The organism is Mycolicibacterium tusciae (genome assembly GCF_002086795.1).
Classification (GTDB): domain Bacteria; phylum Actinomycetota; class Actinomycetes; order Mycobacteriales; family Mycobacteriaceae; genus Mycobacterium; species Mycobacterium tusciae.
The window spans coordinates 303287-319473 of record NZ_MVIM01000003.1 but is presented as its reverse complement, the minus strand read 5'-3'; the positions used below and the strand labels follow the sequence as shown (position 1 = coordinate 319473).

Below are 16187 nucleotides of genomic sequence, written 5' to 3'. Positions count from 1 at the left end.
AAGTCCTTTTGACTCGAAACGAGTGCCGCCCCGGAACTCACCCGTCGATACGGGAAGCTCCGGGGCGGGACACGGGTGCTTACTTGTTGACGACAGCCAGCACGTCGCGCGCGGAGAGAATCAGGTACTCCTCGCCGTTGTACTTGATCTCGGTGCCGCCGTACTTGCTGTAGATCACGGTGTCGCCTTCGGAAACGTCCAGGGGGATGCGCTTCTCGCCGTCCTCGTCCCAGCGGCCGGGGCCAACTGCGACGACGGTGCCCTCCTGGGGCTTCTCCTTGGCGGTGTCGGGGATGACCAGACCGGAAGCGGTCGTGGTCTCGGCCTCGTTGGCCTGTACGAGGATCTTGTCCTCGAGTGGCTTGATGTTCACGCTCGCCACGATGGAGCCCTCCACTAATTTCGGGTTGTCGACCCCGGGGGATCCCGGGGTCTCAATTACCAGGTGTTCGGCATAGCGTCCGTGCCTCGCTCCGTCGTCGCGGGTGCCGGCGCAGGGTTTGGGCGCGTCTGCCACCTAGCACTCTATACATGAGAGTGCTAGCACTCAAGATCGGCCTATGCCTATCTCGTAAAGCGAACACGCAGGTCGCCGAAATAGGCGCTCACCAGAGGATTGAAAAGGTCTGCCCGCTCCCACTGGAGGAAGTGGCCTGCCCCCGGGACCACGACCGGACCTGCCCGGTTGGTGAAGGCCACCTCGCAGGTGTGCAGGAAATCGGGCCCGATCACCTGGTCGTCCATGCCGTAGAGAATCAGGGTTGGCACGTCGACCTTGCGATCGAGGATCGGCGGCTCGCTCATCTTGCGTCCGTGCATGAGCTGATAGCACGCCCAGCCTGCGCGGAGCCGCTCTTCGGTCGAGAACGGTTCGGCCATGAAATCCGCATCGGCCGCGGTGAATGTTCCTGGTGAGGCCCACAACCGATGTCCGTAGAACTCGGAGATGTAGCGGCGGCGCTTAGCCGGGGTATCAAGATCTGCCGCCAGATCATCGGGTGTCACGCCCTGCCGGTAGCGGTAGTCGGCCGTCGGCCCGTCGCCTATGCCGCGGATGGACGCCACGTCGATTCCGGCCGCCTTGAACTCTTGGAACAGGAACGGCGGCACGGAGTCGAAGAACACGAACTTCTCCACGAACCCCGCAAAGCGGTGGAGAAGATCGCAGGCGATGGCGCCGCCGAGGTCACCGCCGACCACGCCACATCGTTCATGGCCCAGCACATCGTGCACCAGCAGGTATAGGTCCCGGCTCCACGCCGCCAGGTCGTACACATCCTCCGTCGACAGGTCTGAATCGCCGAAGCCACGCAGGTCGGGGACGATCACCTCGTAGCCGGCCTCGGCAAGCGGACCGATATTGCGCCACCAGATGCGCTTCGTCTCGGGGTAGCCGTGCAGGAGGAGCAGCGGATAGCCGCCGATCCCCTCGTGGACGAAGGCAAGGGACAACCCGTCGCGGCCCTCGCTCGGCGCGACCACGGCGGTGGATGGTGAACGCATCCGGCGCGGGAGTCGGCGGCTGTTCGGGTCGCAGGCGCAAGTCGTAGTGCACGCCCACGCAGTCTGCCGCAGCGGCGCTCAGAAGTTGGTCGGATCGACCATCAAGTGATCAGACACGTCGCCGAGCATCTGGATCTCCACCTTGCGCTCGGTGAAATGCCAGCCGTCGGCGTCGCGGCCGAACGTGTCGAAGTACCGCCCGACGACGATCGGCTGGATCGGCACGGACTCGGTGTCTTGCACGACGCAGAACGTGGAGCGCGCGGTCGCCGTGCTGTCGGCGAGGTCGATGATCGGATTCAGCACGAGGTGACGTGTCCGTGGCGTGTTGCCATGGTCGGGATAACGCCGGGTGGTGGCGGCGAACAGCTTGGCGATGTTGTCCGCACCGGAGACACCCTGGGGACCGGTGCCGCCGAACGACGCCTTCGACAGCAACGTGCCGACGCCGTCGAAGTCGCCCGCGTCGATCAACTCGGCATAGCGGTAGAGCAGTTCAGTGATGTCCAGCTTGTCGCTCACGCCACCTGTCCCTTCACCACCGGAAGACCGGGATCGCTTGCCGCATCCAGCGGCGACGGCGCCGCACCCGCGGCGATCAGATGGGCCGCGAACGACGCGATCATCGCACCGTTGTCGGTGCAGAGCCGTGGCCGCGGGATCCGCAGTGTCAGTCCGCTCTCAGCGCAGCGTTGTTCGGCGAGTTCACGCAGCCGCGAATTGGCCGCCACCCCACCGGCAATCAGCAGTGTCGACACGTTCAGCTCTTTCGCCGCCCGCACCGCTTTCAACGTCAGCACGTCGGCAACGGCTTCTTGGAAACCGGCCGCAACGTCGGCCTGCAAAGCGTCTGGGTGGCTCTCGACGTACCGGGCGACGGCCGTCTTCAGCCCGGAGAAGCTGAACGCGAACCGATCGTCGCGCGGTCCAGTCATGCCACGGGGAAAGACGATCGCGTCGCGGTCCCCGGTCCTGGCGAGATCGTCGAGCACCTTGCCGCCGGGGTACCCGAGCCCGAGCAGACGCGCCACCTTGTCGTAGGCCTCGCCCGCGGCGTCGTCGACGGTGCTGCCGAGTTCGACGATCGGTTCGCCCAGCGACCGCACGTGCAACAGGTTGGTGTGTCCGCCGGACACCAGCAGGCCCACGCTCTCGGGTAACGGGCCGTGGTCGAAGACGTCGGCGGCCAGATGGCCCCCGAGGTGATTGACGGCGTAAAACGGCACCTGCCACGCGGCCGAATACGCCTTGGCCGCAGCCACTCCCACCAACAGAGCACCGGCGAGCCCTGGACCGATGGTCGCCGCAACGATGTCCGGCTTGGTCACGCCTGCGGTTTCCAATGCGCGGCGCATCGTCGGTCCCAGCGCCTCCAGGTGCGCCCGCGACGCGATCTCGGGAACCACGCCGCCGAAGCGGGCGTGCTCATCGACGCTGGAGGCTACCTCGTCGGCCAGCAGCGTCACGGCGCCATCCGCACCGAGTTCGGCGATGCCGACGCCGGTTTCGTCGCAGGAGCTCTCGATGGCCAGGATGATCGTCATGATGGGCTCTCTTGAGGAAGGCGCTTCATCGTATAGGCGTCCGCACCGCTGGCGCGGTAATAGCGCCGACGCAGGCCGACGTTGACGAAACCGAAGCTCTCGTAAAGGCTGATCGCGGGCACATTATCGGTGCGTACCTCAAGGAAAACGACGCTGCCGGAGGCTAATTCGAGGATTTCGGTCACCAGCCGCCGGCCGATACCCTGACCCTGGTACACGGGATCGACACCGATCGTGTGAATCTCGTACTCGAAGGGGCGTACTCGGCCCAACCGCGCGATCCCCGCGTAACCGACGAGCTTGTCGTCACTGCGTGCGGCGACATAGTAAATGTGTTTGGCCTTCAACTCGGCGAGAAACGCCCGCTCCGGCCACGGGTCGTCCCCCTCGAACAGCAGGGACTCCAGCTCGGCGCACCGTGCGGCGTCCGACGGCTTCAGCTTTCCGTAGACGACCGTCATCGGGCCGCCCGCTCGGCCAGTGTCTTCGCGTCGGGGCGACGCAGATACATCGGCACCAGGGGCGCGGGCGGCGACGCCCAGTCGGCGACCGCGCGCACCAGGCCCTCGGCGGTGGGATACCGGGGCGGCTGCGTCAGCGCCTCATCCGCCCCCGGCACGTCGGCCGGCGCGGCGACGGCAGGACCCTCCAAGCGCACCCCATCGCGGTAGCGCGCCCAGTACACCTCACGCCGGCGCGCATCGGTGACGACCAGCAGATTGCCGCCCGCCACGATGGCGATCGCGTCCAGGCTGCACACGCCGTGTACCGGGACACCCAGCGCGTGCCCAAACGCCGCGGCGGTGGCCATGCCGACTCGCAGGCCGGTGAACGGTCCGGGGCCGCAGCCGACGACGACCGCCGCGAGATCCTCGACGCCGACCCCGGCGTCGGCGAGTGCGCCGACCGCGTTGGGGGTCAGTTGCTCGGCGTGCGCGCGGGCGTCGACAGTGACCCGCTGCGCCAGCACCTCGATCGTGTCGCCGTCCCGGCGTACCACCCCGGCTGTCACCGCGGGCGTCGCAGTGTCGATCGCCAGGATCAGGCTGCTCACGGAGCGCTCCACTGCCACATCGCTGTGCGCACTTCGGTGTCGGTGCCGCGTTCGAGGCGAATGTCGAGATGGCTGTCGGACAACCGTTCGGCCAGTCCTTCACCCCACTCCACCACGACGACCGCATCCTCGAGATCGGTGTCGAGGTCCAGCGAGTCGAGTTCGGCGAGCAGGTCGACCGAGTTGTCGTCGAGCAGCCGGTACAGGTCGACGTGAATCATCGCCGGGGCGTCGGCGCGACGCGCCCGGTGCACACGGGCCAACACGAACGTCGGCGACACGACCGGACCGTCGACATCCATCGCCTGCGCAATACCCTTGGCCAACACGGTCTTTCCCGCACCCAACGGACCGGACAGCACCACGACGTCACCGGCGCGCAGTTCACTTCCCAGCCGCGCACCGAGGGCGATGGTGTCGTCGGCGGTCGGCAGCTCCGCTGTCCCCGCTGCGCGGTCAGCCATGGTGGCGAACTCGGTCCCGGACGCGGCGCGTCAGGGCGACGAGCTTGGAGGGGGTGGCGCGTTCCACCAGCCGGACGAGCGCGTCGTCGATGATCTCTGGCTGCTCGAGTTCGACGAGATGGCCTGCGCCCTCGACGATCACGAGTTCGGATTTGGGCAGGGCGTCAGCCATGTCCTGTGAGTAGTTCATCGGGGTGAGCAGGTCCTCGTCACCGCACGCGATCAGTGTGGGCACCTTCGCGAGGGTGCCCAGCCCTTCGGTTTCGTCGTGCACTTCGAGCGCGTGCAGGAATTCGACCAGCGTCTCGATCGGGGTGTCGTGCATCATCTTCTCGGAGAATTCGACGACGCTGCGGCTGACCTTCACATCGCCGTACGAGGCCGCGCGCAGGATGGGAGCGATCACCGACTTGGCGGCGCCGCGGGTGCGGTGCACCGTTCTGGGCGCATACCGAACCGCGAAGCGCACCGCCTCCAGGGCGGGATTCTTCAGGATCTCGCCCAACGGCGAGCGTGAAACCCCTTCGGCCGCCGATGCGATGAGCGCTGCGCCGACCACGCGGGTGGGGTACCGCTGCGGGAACTGCCGGGCGTGCGACAGGACCGTCATACCTCCCATCGAATGGCCGACGAGCACAACGGGTCCGCGCGGCGCCATCACGGCCAGCACCGTCTCCAGGTCCCTGCCCAATTGCGCGACGTTGTAGGTCTCCGGTGGCGCCTGCCCGGATTGGCCGTGGCCACGCTGGTCGTAGAACACCATCCGGACTTGCGAGCCCCACTCATCGGTCAAGCGGGCACGCTGAAAGTGAAAGGCGCCCATGCGCAGACAAAAGCCGTGCGCGAAGACAACCGTCAGCGGAGCGTCGGGGTCCCCCACCTCGCGGACAGCCAGGTCGACACCGTCCGGCGTCGTGACGACTACGCTGCGGTCAGCGTCGAGGAGGCCGAAATCCTCGAATTCGTAGGGATCGTCGCTGCTGACGCGTCGGCGTAAGGACCTCGCGACCGACACTGCGGTGGCGGTGCCGACCGCGGTCACGCCCGCGGCACCCGCCAGCCACCGCGCTCCCTGATCGCTCAACGTCGAATTCCACGGTAGGAGCGCACCACTCGGCCGCGCGGGCTCGTGACGACCTCATAGTTGATGGTGCCGAGCAGTTCGGCCCAATCCTGCGCGGTGGGCTCACCGTCGGTGCCGGGCCCGAACAGAATCGCGTCGTCGCCCTCGGACACGTCGCCGTCGACACCCACGTCGACCACGAGTTGGTCCATGCAGACGCGCCCGACGCTGCGGCGACGCCTGCCGTTGATCAATACGTCGATGCGGCCGCTGAGGTTGCGGAAGACGCCGTCGGCGTAGCCGATGGGAAGCAACGCCAGCGTCGTGTCACGTTCGGCGATCCACGTGTGCCCGTAAGAAACTCCCTCGCCGGCCTGTACCTTGCGCAGCAGCGCCACAGGGCATTTCAGCGTCATCACGGGGATCAGCCCCATGTCGCCACGCTCGGGAATCGGCGTCTGACCGTATACCGCGATACCGGGCCGCACCATGTCGAATCCGAGATCCGGCCGCGTCAGCGTCGAAGGCGAATTGCTCACGTGCACAACCTCGTACCGCAAACCTGCGCTGCGGGCTTGATCGACCATGTCATTCAGCCGGCCCGCCTGGATGTCGTTAAGCGGGTGGTCGGGAACGTCACCGTGCACCAGATGCGACATCAGGCCGCGCAACGTGAACGCGTCTTCGGCGAGCGCGCGCTTCAATGCCGGAAGCATCGCCGAGTACTCATCGGGGCCGGCACCGTTGCGGTTCAGTCCGGTGTCCACCTTGACGGTGACGGTCGCGCTACGGCCCGTCCGCTGGGCTGCATCACGCAGCTCGCCGAGCTGGCGCAGCGACGACACGGCGATCTGCACGTCGGCTTCGAGCGCGGGACCGAAGTCGGTTCCCGGCGGGTGCAGCCAAGCCAGCACCGGAGCGGTGATGCCGTCGCGGCGGAGTCTGATCGCCTCCTCGACGGTGGCGACACCCAGTTCCGACGCGCCCGCGGCCAGGGCCGCGCGGCCGGTCTGCGTCGCGCCGTGGCCGTACCCGTCGGCCTTGACGACGGCCATCACCTGCGCCGCACCGGCACGGTCGCGCAGCACACCCACGTTGTGTGCCACGGCGTCGAGGTCGATGACCGCCTCGGGAGCCACGTGCGTCGTTCTGGTCGTTTGCATGGTCATGTCACCCTGGCCGATTCTCCCAGACGGCGAACGCCGATTGCCGGACGCGGCCGGGTCTCAACCGTTCGGCCGCCAGGCGAGGCGGGCTGACCTAGGGTTTCGTCCGCGACCCCGACCCGGGTGTTTTGGCACACACTAGTGGGCGAACGGTTCCAGACTGTCGAAGTGGCCTTGCGGCTTCAATGCATCGAGGTGCGACAACACCGTCTTCATGTCGTCGTACAGCGCCCTGGCCAGATCGGCGGAGAATCCCTCGCGGACCACGATCCGCAACATGGTGATGTCCTCGGCGCCCTCCGGCATGGTGTACGCCGGCACCTGCCAGCCGTAGGAGCGCAGGGCATGCGACACGTCGAACTCGGTGTAGCCGAAATCGCCCTTCAGCCGGAAGCTGACCACCGGGATCGCCGAGCCGTCGGCGACGACGTCGAAATGCTCGCTCTCCTGGAGCTCGTCGCCGAGCCAACGGGCGGTCGTCGACAGGCACTGCATCACTTTGGCGTAGCCGCCGCGGCCTAGCCGTAGGAAGTTGTAGTACTGGCCGACGACCTGATTGCCCGGCCGGGAGAAGTTGAGCGTGAACGTCGGCATGTCGCCGCCGAGGTAGTTGACCCGGAACACGAGGTCCTCGGGCAGGTACTCCGCGCTGCGCCAGACCACGAATCCGATGCCGGGGTAGGTCAACCCGTACTTGTGGCCGCTGACGTTGATGGAAACGACTCGAGGGAGCCGGAAGTCCCACTCCAGGTGAGGGTGCAGGAACGGCACGACGAAGCCGCCGCTGGCCGCATCGACATGCACGGGAACGTCGACTCCCCCGTCGGCGGCCACCTTGTCCAGCGCGGCGCAGATCTCGCCGATCGGCTCGAGTTCTCCGGTGTATGTGGTGCCGAGAATGGCGACCACGCCGATGGTGTCCTCGTCGATGTTCTCCAACACCTGCTCGGGGGTGATGATGTAGCGGTCCTCGGACATCGGGAGATACCGCGGTTCGACGTCGAAGTAGCGGCAGAACTTCTCCCACACCACCTGAACGTTGGCGCCCATCACCAGATTCGGGGTCCGGCCCTTCCAGTCTCCGTTCTTGCGGGACGCAACCCGCGCACGCCACCGCCACTTCATCGCCAGCCCTGCGAGCATCACGGCCTCGCTGGAGCCGATCGTGGAAACACCGACGGCACTGTTCGGGTCGTCGTCGCGCAGGTTCTCGGCATGGAAAAGGTCGGCCACCATGCACACGCACCGCTGCTCGATAGCGGCCGTCGCGGGGTACTCGTCCTTGTCGATCATGTTCTTGTCGAACGTCTCCGCCATCAGCCGTTCGGCCTGCGGGTCCATCCAGGTCGTGACGAACGTCGCGAGGTTCAGCCGCGAGCTGCCGTCGAGCATGAGCTCGTCGTGAATGAATCTGTATGCGGCGTCAGGCTCCATCGCTTCGTCCGGTAAGCGCAACGACGGGATGGGCGCCATCTCCATCCGGCAGGTGTAGGCCGGGGTGATCTGTTGCGAGTGAGTGCCCTTGCGCTTCATGGCAAGACCTTTCATTAGAGAGATGCGATGGAAGCCCGGACGTGGGCCAGGATGCGGGAAGCTGAAGTCGGGGCCGGGTGCGGGCCGGGGTCGGCGGCGGACAGGTTGGCGGCTCGCGCGTGGACGTAGGCGGCTGCGGCGGCGGCCTGGGCCGGCGGCAGACCTGCGGCGAGCAGCGCACCAACAATGCCGGACAGCACATCGCCGGAACCCGCTGTCGCCGCCCATGATTGGCCCGCCGGGTTCAGATAGACCGGTCCACCGGGTTCCGCGATGACCGTCACGTTGCCCTTCAGCAGCACGGTGACACCGAGGCGGTCGGCGAGCCTGCGGGTAGCGCCGACCCGGTCGTCCCCCGGCGGCGAGCCGGCCAGCCTTTCGAACTCGCCCGCATGAGGCGTCAAGACCGTCGGCGCGGCGCGATCGGCGACCAGGTCAGGGTGCGCAGCGAGGATGGTCAGCCCGTCGGCGTCGACGATCACCGGCAGGTCGGTCTCCAGAGCGAACCACAGCGCCGTCGCACCAGTCTCGTCGGTCCCCAACCCGGGTCCGACGGCCCATGCCTGGACTCGTCCTGCGGAGGAGACGTTAGGTGTGGCAATGACTTCCGGCCAATGCGAAAGAACCTGCTGTGCACCACTTCCCGCATAGCGCACCATGCCGGACGTTGCGGCGACGGCGGCGCCGGTACACAGCACGGCGGCCCCAGGGTAGGTGGCCGACCCGGCGAGGATCCCGGTGACACCCTGGGTGTATTTGTCATCCCTCGGGCCAGGACAGGGCCACAGCGCCGCGACGTCAGCGGCCTCGAGCTGCAGTATGTCGGAATCCGGCAGGTCCAGGCCGATGTCGACCAGTTCGATTCGTCCGCAATCACCAAGGGCATGAACCGGTTTGAGCCCGCCGAACGTCACCGTCGATGTGGCGTGCACATGCGGGCCGTCGGCGGTTCCCGTCTGCACGTCGATGCCACTCGGGATGTCGACGGCGACCACGGGCGCGGTCACGCTCGCGAACACGTCGGCCGCGTTCGGTCGCAGAGACCCGGAGCCGGAAATACCGACCACGCCGTCGATCACCAGATCGGTTGCCGGCGGGATGCTTTCGACGACCCGACCGCCGGCCTTCCGGAACGCGGCCAGGGCAGCGGCGTGCGTGCGTTCCGGATTGAGCAGGACCGCGGCGGTCGATGCGCCGCGACGACGCAGGAAGGTCGCCGCCCAGAGCGCATCGCCACCGTTGTCTCCGGAGCCGACGACCGCGCAGACCCGGCGCCCGGTGACGCCGCCCATTTCGCGTGCGATCGAGGTGGCCAGTCCATAGGCGGCGCGGCGCATCAAGGCACCGTCGGGGAGGCTCGCCAACAGCGGCGCTTCTGCCTCGCGAATTTGGTCGGCGGTGTAATAGTGCCGCATCGACGCCCACGTTACGTGCCATGCGGGAGCATGGTCGGGGTTTCAGGCCGCGGCCGTCCCGAGTTCGGGAGCACTTCAAGATCATTTCCGTTGCCAAAATTGACGTGCGCTACAAAAGGCTCCCTGCGACGACGAGATCCGAACGCCGAGTCGGTCGATGATCCCTGCAGGACCAGCGCATGGAAGGGCAGGTGAGAATCCCACCCAGACCGGCTATTGTGCAGGGGTGGGAACGCCGGTCGCGTATTTGCTGCAGTCGTGGTTGAACAACCGCGGCGCGTGTCAGTGCGGCTGGCATGGCAAGCGCCGTTGGTTTCGTGGAGCCGCGGTTGTCGACGTGATTGAGCATTGCCAGACGACTAGTCATGTACCGGTCGGTCTGCCGCCGGTCAACGCGGTCCGCGCAATCGGGGCTTAGACCTCACCCCGGCGCGCGGCCCGACCGATTGTCGCCGCGGCTGCACGCAGTCGGTCGGGCGGATGCGCGGCGTAGCCGATGACCAGTCCCGGGGGGCCCGGCAGTCTGCGGTGCCACGACAGCGGATGCACCAGCACGCCGGCATCGCGGAGCTCGTCGGCCACCACGGTGTCGTCGACGTCCGAGTCGGGCAGTGTGACGAGCACATGCAATCCGGCGGCAACGCCCGTCACCGAGGCGCCCGGCAAGGCGTCGACGAGAGATCCGAGAAGCGCGTCGCGGCGGGCCCGATGCCGCGCGCGGACCAACCGGACATGACGGTCGTATTCCCCGCTTTCCAGCAGTCGCGCCAGCACGAGTTGGGGCACGGTCGGGCTGCCGAGATCGCTCGCATGTTTCGCCGCGACGAGGTCGTCGTAACGGGTGCGCGGCGGGACCAGCCATCCAAGCCGCAGCGCGGGGGCAAGGCTCTTGGATGTGCTTCCGGCATAAGCGATCCGGTCCGGCGCGCCGGCGTGCAGGGCAGCAACCGGTGCGCGGTCGTAGCGGTACTCCGCGTCGTAGTCGTCCTCGATGACCAGCTCGGCGTCGGCTGCCCACTCGAGTAGGTCGCGTCGCCGATGCGGCGCCAGCACGACGCCCGTCGGGAACTGATGCGCGGGCGTGAGGAAGGTGGCGCGGACATCGGTGTCCGCCAACGCATCAACCTGGATTCCGTCGTCGTCGACCGGAACCGGCACCGCCGTGAGTCCCCAATACTCCAATTCATCGACGGCGCCTCGCGATCCGGGGTCTTCCACCGCGATAGAGCCGACACCGTCGCGGTGCAGTTGTTGCGCCAGCAGCGCCATCGCCTGGGCCACACCGGAAACGATGACGATGTCGTCGGGTCCGGCCCGCAGCCCACGGGTGCGGGCGAGCCAGGGTGCGAGAGCCGCGCGCAAACGTGGGTGCCCGCGCGGGTCGCCGTAGCCGAGTTCGTCCGGCGGGGTCTCGGTCAGAACCGCACGCTCGGTGCGCAGCCACAGGTTCCTCGGGAATGCCGACAGGTCGGGCACGCCCGGCGACAGGTCGACGCCGTCGCCCAAGGGCAGCCGGGGACGCGGCAGCCGTGGTGGCCCGGCGGACGGCGCAGCGGGATGACGACCTGACGGCGGCAGCCGGACAGGTTGGTGCAGCACCGTCGTCCCGCCACCACTTCGGCCGCCGACCAGACCCTCGTCGGTCAGCCGCCGGTACGCCTCGACGACGACTCCCCGGGACACCGCGAGATCGGCGGCGAGGGCGCGGCTGGCGGGCAGCCGGGCGCCCGGGCCCAGCCGGCCGTCGTCGATGGCGGTGCGCAACGCGTCGACCAGCCAGTCAGTCAGCCCCCGTGCCGGGGCGCGCGTCGCGTCGAGCAGCAGGAAGTCCGCACCGCTTCCATCTTGGTCCATCAGATAATGCCCTCATTGGTTCTACTTATCGGACCATATTGGGCGCGACGATGGCGATATGTCCAGCACCTCCCGCGCCGGCCTCTCCGGTGTGCTCGGAATGACCTTCGTCGGTGGCAGCGTCGCCGTCTCGGGTGTGCTCGCCGATGCGCAGCTGCACACCGCGCAGGCGCTGCGATACGCGGCCGCCTGCGCGCTGCTCGTCGCGTGGGCCCGCATGACGGGCCGCTCAGTGCATCGGCCGCGCGGCACGGAGTGGCTCTGGCTGGTCGGGGTCACCGTCAGCGGACTCGTCGTGTTCAACCTCGCGCTGGTGCACGGGTCGAGGCACGCTGAACCCGCGGTGCTCGCGGTCGGCGTAGCGTGCGTCCCCTTGGCGCTGGCCGCAATCGGACCGCTGCTCGAGGGCCACCGCCCGCGGACACGAGTGCTGGCGGCGGCGGCCGTGGTCAGCGTGGGTGCGGTCGTCGTCGAAAGCTTCGGTCGGGCGGACGGCGTGGGACTCGCGTGGGCGGTCACGGTATTCGTCTGCGAGGCCGGGTTCACCTTGCTGGCCGTTCCGGTGCTCGGTAGGCACGGGCCGGTGGGCGTTTCGGTGCACGCCACATGGATCGCCGCGCTGATATTTGCCGTCCTCGCGCTACGTTTCGAAGGGCTTTCCGCAGCAGCCACTTTCGATATGGACGACCTACTCGCAATCGGATACCTTGCCGTCGGGGTGACGGCGCTGGCGTTCATTCTCTGGTACTCGTGTGTGCACTCACTCGGCAGCGGGCGGGCCGGACTGCTCACCGGCATCGCACCGATTGCCGCAGCCTTGATCGGGGTACCGGTCGCCGGTGCGACCCCAGATACCGCGGTGTGGGCGGGCGTGGCGTTGATCGCCGTCGGGCTAGGCGTCGGCTTCAGCCCAGAAGGCCGCCGCCCTCTCGGCAATCCGTTCGGGGTACTCGCCGTTGATCGCATGCGACGCGTCAGGCCACAGCTCGACCTGCCCACGCGGCAACACGTTTCGAGCCCGTGCGGCAGCCTTGGCGGAGTCGTGCATCACACTGCGGCCGGCGATCAGGGCGAGGATCGGGATGTCCAGCGACCGTAGCTGCTCATCTGACATCATCTTGGGCATCGCCTTGCGCAGCACGTAATCAGTCGAACCAGCGGAGATCAATGCCGCCGCAGGAAGCGGACCATCCACATCCGCGCCGCCTGAGATCCAGCTCAGCACTCGATTTCGCAGGGCTGCGGGAACACCGGGCACGAACAAGGCCGGCGAAGCCAGCACTGCCTTCACCGCGATCGGCGCGAAGGTGAACACGGGGTCCAGGAGGACCAGCGAGGCGGCCCGACCAGGACGACGGGCGGCGTAGTTGACCGCGGTCCAGCCGCCGATCGAAACACCCATCAGGTGCACCTTGGCCAGTCCGAGCCCCGCCAAAGTCTCGCCCAGCCACTGCGCCTCGTCGTCGGGTCCGGTGATCGCTTTGTCCTGCACGGACATTCCCGCCTCACCGAGCAAGTCCACGCAGATGACCGAGCGGTGCTCGAGTATGGCGGGAATGTTGTCAAGCCACATCGGGGTGGACGCGTTGCGGCCCGGCAGCAACATGACCGGCGGGCCGGCGGAAGATCCGTCGAACCGGTACACGCGGACGGAGCCGAACGATGTCGTCACGTCGGTTGATTCGCGGACCGACGACATTCCTGCCATGGCGGCACGGTAGACATCGGCGAAATGCTCGCGAGCCTGCTCGCCGCGGAAGTGCCCAATCCTGGGGTTCGGCACTACTCGACGGTGACGGACTTGGCCAGGTTGCGTGGCTTGTCGACGTCGTAACCGCGGGCCTGCGCGACGCCGGCGGCAAATATCTGCAGCGGGATCGTCGACAGCAGCGGCTGGAAAAGCGTTGACACTGCTGGGATCTCGAACAGGTGGTCGGCGTGCGGCCGGACGGTTTCGTCGCCCTCCTCCGCGATGACGATCGTGATCGCCCCGCGGGCCTGAATCTCCCTGATGTTCGACAGCAGCTTGGCGTGCAGCGTCGGTGAGTTCTTCGGCGACGGCATGATCACGATGACCGGCAGGCCGTCCTCGATCAATGCGATGGGCCCGTGCTTGAGCTCACCGGCGGCGAAGCCCTCGGCGTGCATGTACGCCAGTTCCTTGAGCTTGAGGGCGCCCTCGAGTGCGACCGGGTAGCCAACGTGACGACCGAGGAACAGCACCGTCTGCGACTGGGCGAAACGCCGTGCCAGCTCGAAAACCGGTTCGACGTTGTCGAGTACGCGGGCGACCAGGTCGGGCATGGCCTCTAGGTCGCGGTACTCGCGCTCCACCTCGTCGGGGTACTTCGTGCCCCGAGCCTGCGCAAGGGCAAGTCCGACAAGGTAATTGGCGGTGATCTGCGCGAGGAAAGTCTTGGTCGACGCCACCCCGATCTCCGGCCCGGCGCGGGTGTAGAGGACCGCATCGCACTCGCGGGGAATCTGCGAGCCGTTGGTGTTGCAGATGGCCAGCACTTTGGCCTTCTGCTCCTTGGCGTGCCGCACCGCTTCCAGCGTGTCGGCTGTCTCGCCGGACTGCGAGATGGCGACGACGAGGGTGTGCTGGTCCAAAACCGGGTCGCGATAACGGAACTCGCTCGCCAGCTCGGCCTCGACGGGCAGGCGGGTCCAGTGCTCGATCGCGTACTTGGCCAACAGCCCGGAGTGGTACGCCGTACCGCAGGCCACCACGAAGACCTTGTCGATCTCGCGCAGTTCCTGGTCGGAAAGGCGCTGCTCGTCGAGGACGATGCGGCCGTCGACGAAGTGGCCGAGCAACGTGTCGGAGACCGCGGTCGGCTGTTCGGCGATCTCCTTGAGCATGAAGTATTCGTAGCCACCTTTTTCGGCGGCGGAGATGTCCCAGTCAATGTGGAATTCACGCGCGTTCGCGGAGTCGTCGGCGCCGTCGAAGTCCGTGATGCGGTACCCGTCGGCGGTGACAACGACTGCCTGATCCTGTCCCAATTCGACGGCATCGCGGGTGTATTCGATGAAGGCGGCCACATCCGACCCGACGAACATCTCACCGTCGCCGACACCGAGCACCAGCGGCGTGGAACGTCGGGCCGCGACGATCGTGCCCGGTTCGTCGGCGTTCGCGAAGACGAGGGTGAAATGGCCTTCGAGTCGGCGCAGCACGGCAAGCACAGAAGCCGGGAAGTCGCCCGCGGTGGGTCCGTGGCGGTACTGCCAGGACACCAGATGCACGGCCACCTCGGTGTCGGTGTCGCTGGTGAACTCCACGCCCGTGGCTTCCAGTTCAGCGCGCATGACGGCGTAGTTCTCGATGATGCCGTTGTGGACGACCGCGATCTTCCCGGCGGCGTCACGGTGGGGGTGGGCGTTGCGATCGGTTGGCCTGCCGTGGGTCGCCCAGCGGGTATGCCCCAAGCCGGTGCTGCCGGCAAGGGTGCCAGCCTCGGATTCGGCAAGCGCAGTCTCGAGGTTGGCGAGCCGCCCGGCCCGCCGCCGTACCGTCATGCCGCCTTTGCCGTCGAGCAGGGCGACACCCGACGAGTCGTATCCGCGGTACTCCATCCTGCGCAGCGCGTCGACGACCACATCGCAGGCAGGACGCTGCCCGACATAGCCGACGATTCCGCACATAGCCTTTCAGGGTAGTGCAAGAGCGCCGGGAGACCCGCCTGCGCTACGGTCGTCTGGTGGCGCGCACAGCGAAGCTCTTCAACGGGTTGAAGCGCCGCGGCCCGCACCGCGTTTTGCGGGGTGACCTGGCGTTTGCCGGACTGCCCGGCGTGGTCTTCACCCCGGAGTCGGGGATGAATCTCGCTGGTGTCGCGTTCGGTCACGATTGGCTGACAAGTGATGACCGTTACCACGGAACGCTCGAGCATCTGGCGTCGTGGGGCATCGTCGCCGCCGCGCCAGCCACCGAGACCAGCCTGGCGCCGTCGGTGCTCAATCTGTCTTACGACCTGGGCACGGCCCTCGACATCATTGCCGGGGTGCGGTTGGGTCCGGGCAAGATCAGCGTCCATCCCACGAAGCTCGGGGTGGCCGGACACGGTTTCGGCGCGTCCGCGGCGGTCTTCGCGGCGGCCGGGATGCCGGGCAGGTTGAAGGCTGTGGTGGCGGCGTTTCCGACCGTCACCAAGCCTCGCGCCGAAGAGCCGGCGTCGACGCTGAAGGCGCCCGGGTTGATCCTCGCCGACCCTGGAGACCCGATGTCGTTGCGCTCCAACGCCGTCGAACTCGCGCGGGTCTGGAAGAGCGGAACCTTGCGCGACGTGAGCAGCGTGAAGGCCGGTGGGCTCGTCGAGGGTCGGCGGCTGGCCAAAGCGGTTGGACTGCCGGGTGCCGATCGCGGCACGCAGAAGATTGTGCGTGCGCTGATGACCGGATACTTCCTGCATATGCTCACCGGCGACAAGGCCTACCGCGACTTCGCCGACCCGGAGATCGCGCTGCCCAAGGCGACGACGATGGACCCGTTCGCCGACGATCCGGTGGCTCTCGAGAACAAAGTCGTCGCGCTCTTGAAGCCCTGAGCACGGCCAACCAACCGGTTGGGTGTATAAAGCACACA

The 16187-nt window shown here is 67.3% G+C and carries 15 protein-coding genes and 1 pseudogene; 2 read left to right on the top strand and 14 right to left on the bottom strand.

Going from position 1 to position 16187, the window contains the following annotated elements; all coding sequences use genetic code 11:
* Window positions 1-79 precede the first annotated feature (79 nt).
* The 12 genes from groES to pdxR all read right to left on the bottom strand — a co-directional run bounded on the left by groES (window position 80) and on the right by pdxR (window position 11596).
* On the bottom strand, window positions 80-382 hold the full coding sequence (gene groES / locus BST47_RS07470; protein ID WP_046754122.1) for a co-chaperone GroES: 303 nt from the start codon (window positions 380-382) through the stop codon (window positions 80-82).
* 182 nt (window positions 383-564) lie between these two features.
* On the bottom strand, window positions 565-1482 hold the full coding sequence (locus tag BST47_RS07465; RefSeq protein WP_234809607.1) for an alpha/beta fold hydrolase: 918 nt from the start codon (window positions 1480-1482) through the stop codon (window positions 565-567).
* 99 nt (window positions 1483-1581) lie between these two features.
* Window positions 1582-2025 (bottom strand): nuclear transport factor 2 family protein, encoded by a 444-nt coding sequence (locus BST47_RS07460; RefSeq protein ID WP_083124821.1) that lies wholly within the window; start codon window positions 2023-2025, stop codon window positions 1582-1584.
* The gene (gene tsaD, locus BST47_RS07455; RefSeq protein WP_083124819.1) at window positions 2022-3047 is read right to left on the bottom strand and encodes a tRNA (adenosine(37)-N6)-threonylcarbamoyltransferase complex transferase subunit TsaD; all 1026 of its coding nucleotides are present in this window, start codon (window positions 3045-3047) and stop codon (window positions 2022-2024) included. The genes BST47_RS07460 and tsaD overlap by 4 nt, the downstream gene beginning before the upstream one ends.
* Window positions 3044-3508, bottom strand: coding sequence for a ribosomal protein S18-alanine N-acetyltransferase (gene rimI / locus BST47_RS07450; RefSeq protein WP_083124817.1), 465 nt, complete (start codon window positions 3506-3508; stop codon window positions 3044-3046). The genes tsaD and rimI overlap by 4 nt, the downstream gene beginning before the upstream one ends.
* Window positions 3505-4101: a tRNA (adenosine(37)-N6)-threonylcarbamoyltransferase complex dimerization subunit type 1 TsaB gene (gene tsaB / locus BST47_RS07445; protein WP_083125118.1), complete on the bottom strand. Its 597-nt coding sequence runs from the start codon at window positions 4099-4101 to the stop codon at window positions 3505-3507. The genes rimI and tsaB overlap by 4 nt, the downstream gene beginning before the upstream one ends.
* Complete coding sequence (gene tsaE, locus BST47_RS07440; RefSeq protein WP_083124815.1) at window positions 4098-4565, bottom strand: tRNA (adenosine(37)-N6)-threonylcarbamoyltransferase complex ATPase subunit type 1 TsaE; 468 nt, start codon at window positions 4563-4565, stop codon at window positions 4098-4100. The genes tsaB and tsaE overlap by 4 nt, the downstream gene beginning before the upstream one ends.
* Window positions 4558-5649 (bottom strand): alpha/beta fold hydrolase, encoded by a 1092-nt coding sequence (locus BST47_RS07435; RefSeq protein WP_083124813.1) that lies wholly within the window; start codon window positions 5647-5649, stop codon window positions 4558-4560. Before BST47_RS07435 ends, tsaE begins: the two co-directional genes overlap by 8 nt.
* Complete coding sequence (gene alr, locus BST47_RS07430; RefSeq protein WP_083124811.1) at window positions 5646-6797, bottom strand: alanine racemase; 1152 nt, start codon at window positions 6795-6797, stop codon at window positions 5646-5648. The genes BST47_RS07435 and alr overlap by 4 nt, the downstream gene beginning before the upstream one ends.
* A gap of 135 nt (window positions 6798-6932) precedes the next feature.
* Complete coding sequence (gene gad / locus BST47_RS07425) at window positions 6933-8327, bottom strand: glutamate decarboxylase (protein ID WP_083124809.1); 1395 nt, start codon at window positions 8325-8327, stop codon at window positions 6933-6935.
* A gap of 14 nt (window positions 8328-8341) precedes the next feature.
* Window positions 8342-9742 carry an NAD(P)H-hydrate dehydratase gene (locus BST47_RS07420; protein ID WP_083124807.1) on the bottom strand — a complete coding sequence of 467 codons (1401 nt, stop codon included), beginning with the start codon at window positions 9740-9742 and terminating at the stop codon, window positions 8342-8344.
* Window positions 9743-10156: 414 nt separating this feature from the next.
* Window positions 10157-11596 (bottom strand): MocR-like pyridoxine biosynthesis transcription factor PdxR, encoded by a 1440-nt coding sequence (pdxR, locus tag BST47_RS07410; RefSeq protein WP_083124804.1) that lies wholly within the window; start codon window positions 11594-11596, stop codon window positions 10157-10159.
* A gap of 58 nt (window positions 11597-11654) precedes the next feature.
* Here pdxR and BST47_RS07405 point away from each other — a divergent pair.
* A pseudogene (locus BST47_RS07405) lies at window positions 11655-12479 on the top strand (DMT family transporter); the annotation flags it as partial.
* A 9-nt stretch (window positions 12480-12488) separates the two neighbouring features.
* Here BST47_RS07405 and BST47_RS07400 read toward each other — a convergent pair.
* Both BST47_RS07400 and glmS read right to left on the bottom strand, forming a co-directional pair.
* Window positions 12489-13379 (bottom strand): alpha/beta fold hydrolase, encoded by an 891-nt coding sequence (locus tag BST47_RS07400; RefSeq protein ID WP_083124802.1) that lies wholly within the window; start codon window positions 13377-13379, stop codon window positions 12489-12491.
* Window positions 13379-15247, bottom strand: coding sequence for a glutamine--fructose-6-phosphate transaminase (isomerizing) (gene glmS / locus BST47_RS07395; protein WP_083124801.1), 1869 nt, complete (start codon window positions 15245-15247; stop codon window positions 13379-13381). The genes BST47_RS07400 and glmS overlap by 1 nt, the downstream gene beginning before the upstream one ends.
* A gap of 56 nt (window positions 15248-15303) precedes the next feature.
* Here glmS and BST47_RS07390 point away from each other — a divergent pair, with 56 nt between their 5' ends.
* Complete coding sequence (locus BST47_RS07390; RefSeq protein WP_083125117.1) at window positions 15304-16149, top strand: dienelactone hydrolase family protein; 846 nt, start codon at window positions 15304-15306, stop codon at window positions 16147-16149.
* Window positions 16150-16187 lie beyond the last annotated feature (38 nt).

What these genes read in the sequence shown, in the direction of transcription:
- tsaE (WP_083124815.1), bottom strand. Translation starts at nt 4,565, where the DNA reads ATGGCTGACCGCGCAGCGGGGACAGCGGAGCTGCCGACCGCCGACGAC.
- alr (WP_083124811.1), bottom strand. Translation starts at nt 6,797, where the DNA reads ATGACCATGCAAACGACCAGAACGACGCACGTGGCTCCCGAGGCGGTC.
- tsaD (WP_083124819.1), bottom strand. Translation starts at nt 3,047, where the DNA reads ATGACGATCATCCTGGCCATCGAGAGCTCCTGCGACGAAACCGGCGTC.
- rimI (WP_083124817.1), bottom strand. Translation starts at nt 3,508, where the DNA reads ATGACGGTCGTCTACGGAAAGCTGAAGCCGTCGGACGCCGCACGGTGC.
- BST47_RS07420 (WP_083124807.1), bottom strand. Translation starts at nt 9,742, where the DNA reads ATGCGGCACTATTACACCGCCGACCAAATTCGCGAGGCAGAAGCGCCG.
- gad (WP_083124809.1), bottom strand. Translation starts at nt 8,327, where the DNA reads ATGAAGCGCAAGGGCACTCACTCGCAACAGATCACCCCGGCCTACACC.
- glmS (WP_083124801.1), bottom strand. Translation starts at nt 15,247, where the DNA reads ATGTGCGGAATCGTCGGCTATGTCGGGCAGCGTCCTGCCTGCGATGTG.
- pdxR (WP_083124804.1), bottom strand. Translation starts at nt 11,596, where the DNA reads ATGGACCAAGATGGAAGCGGTGCGGACTTCCTGCTGCTCGACGCGACG.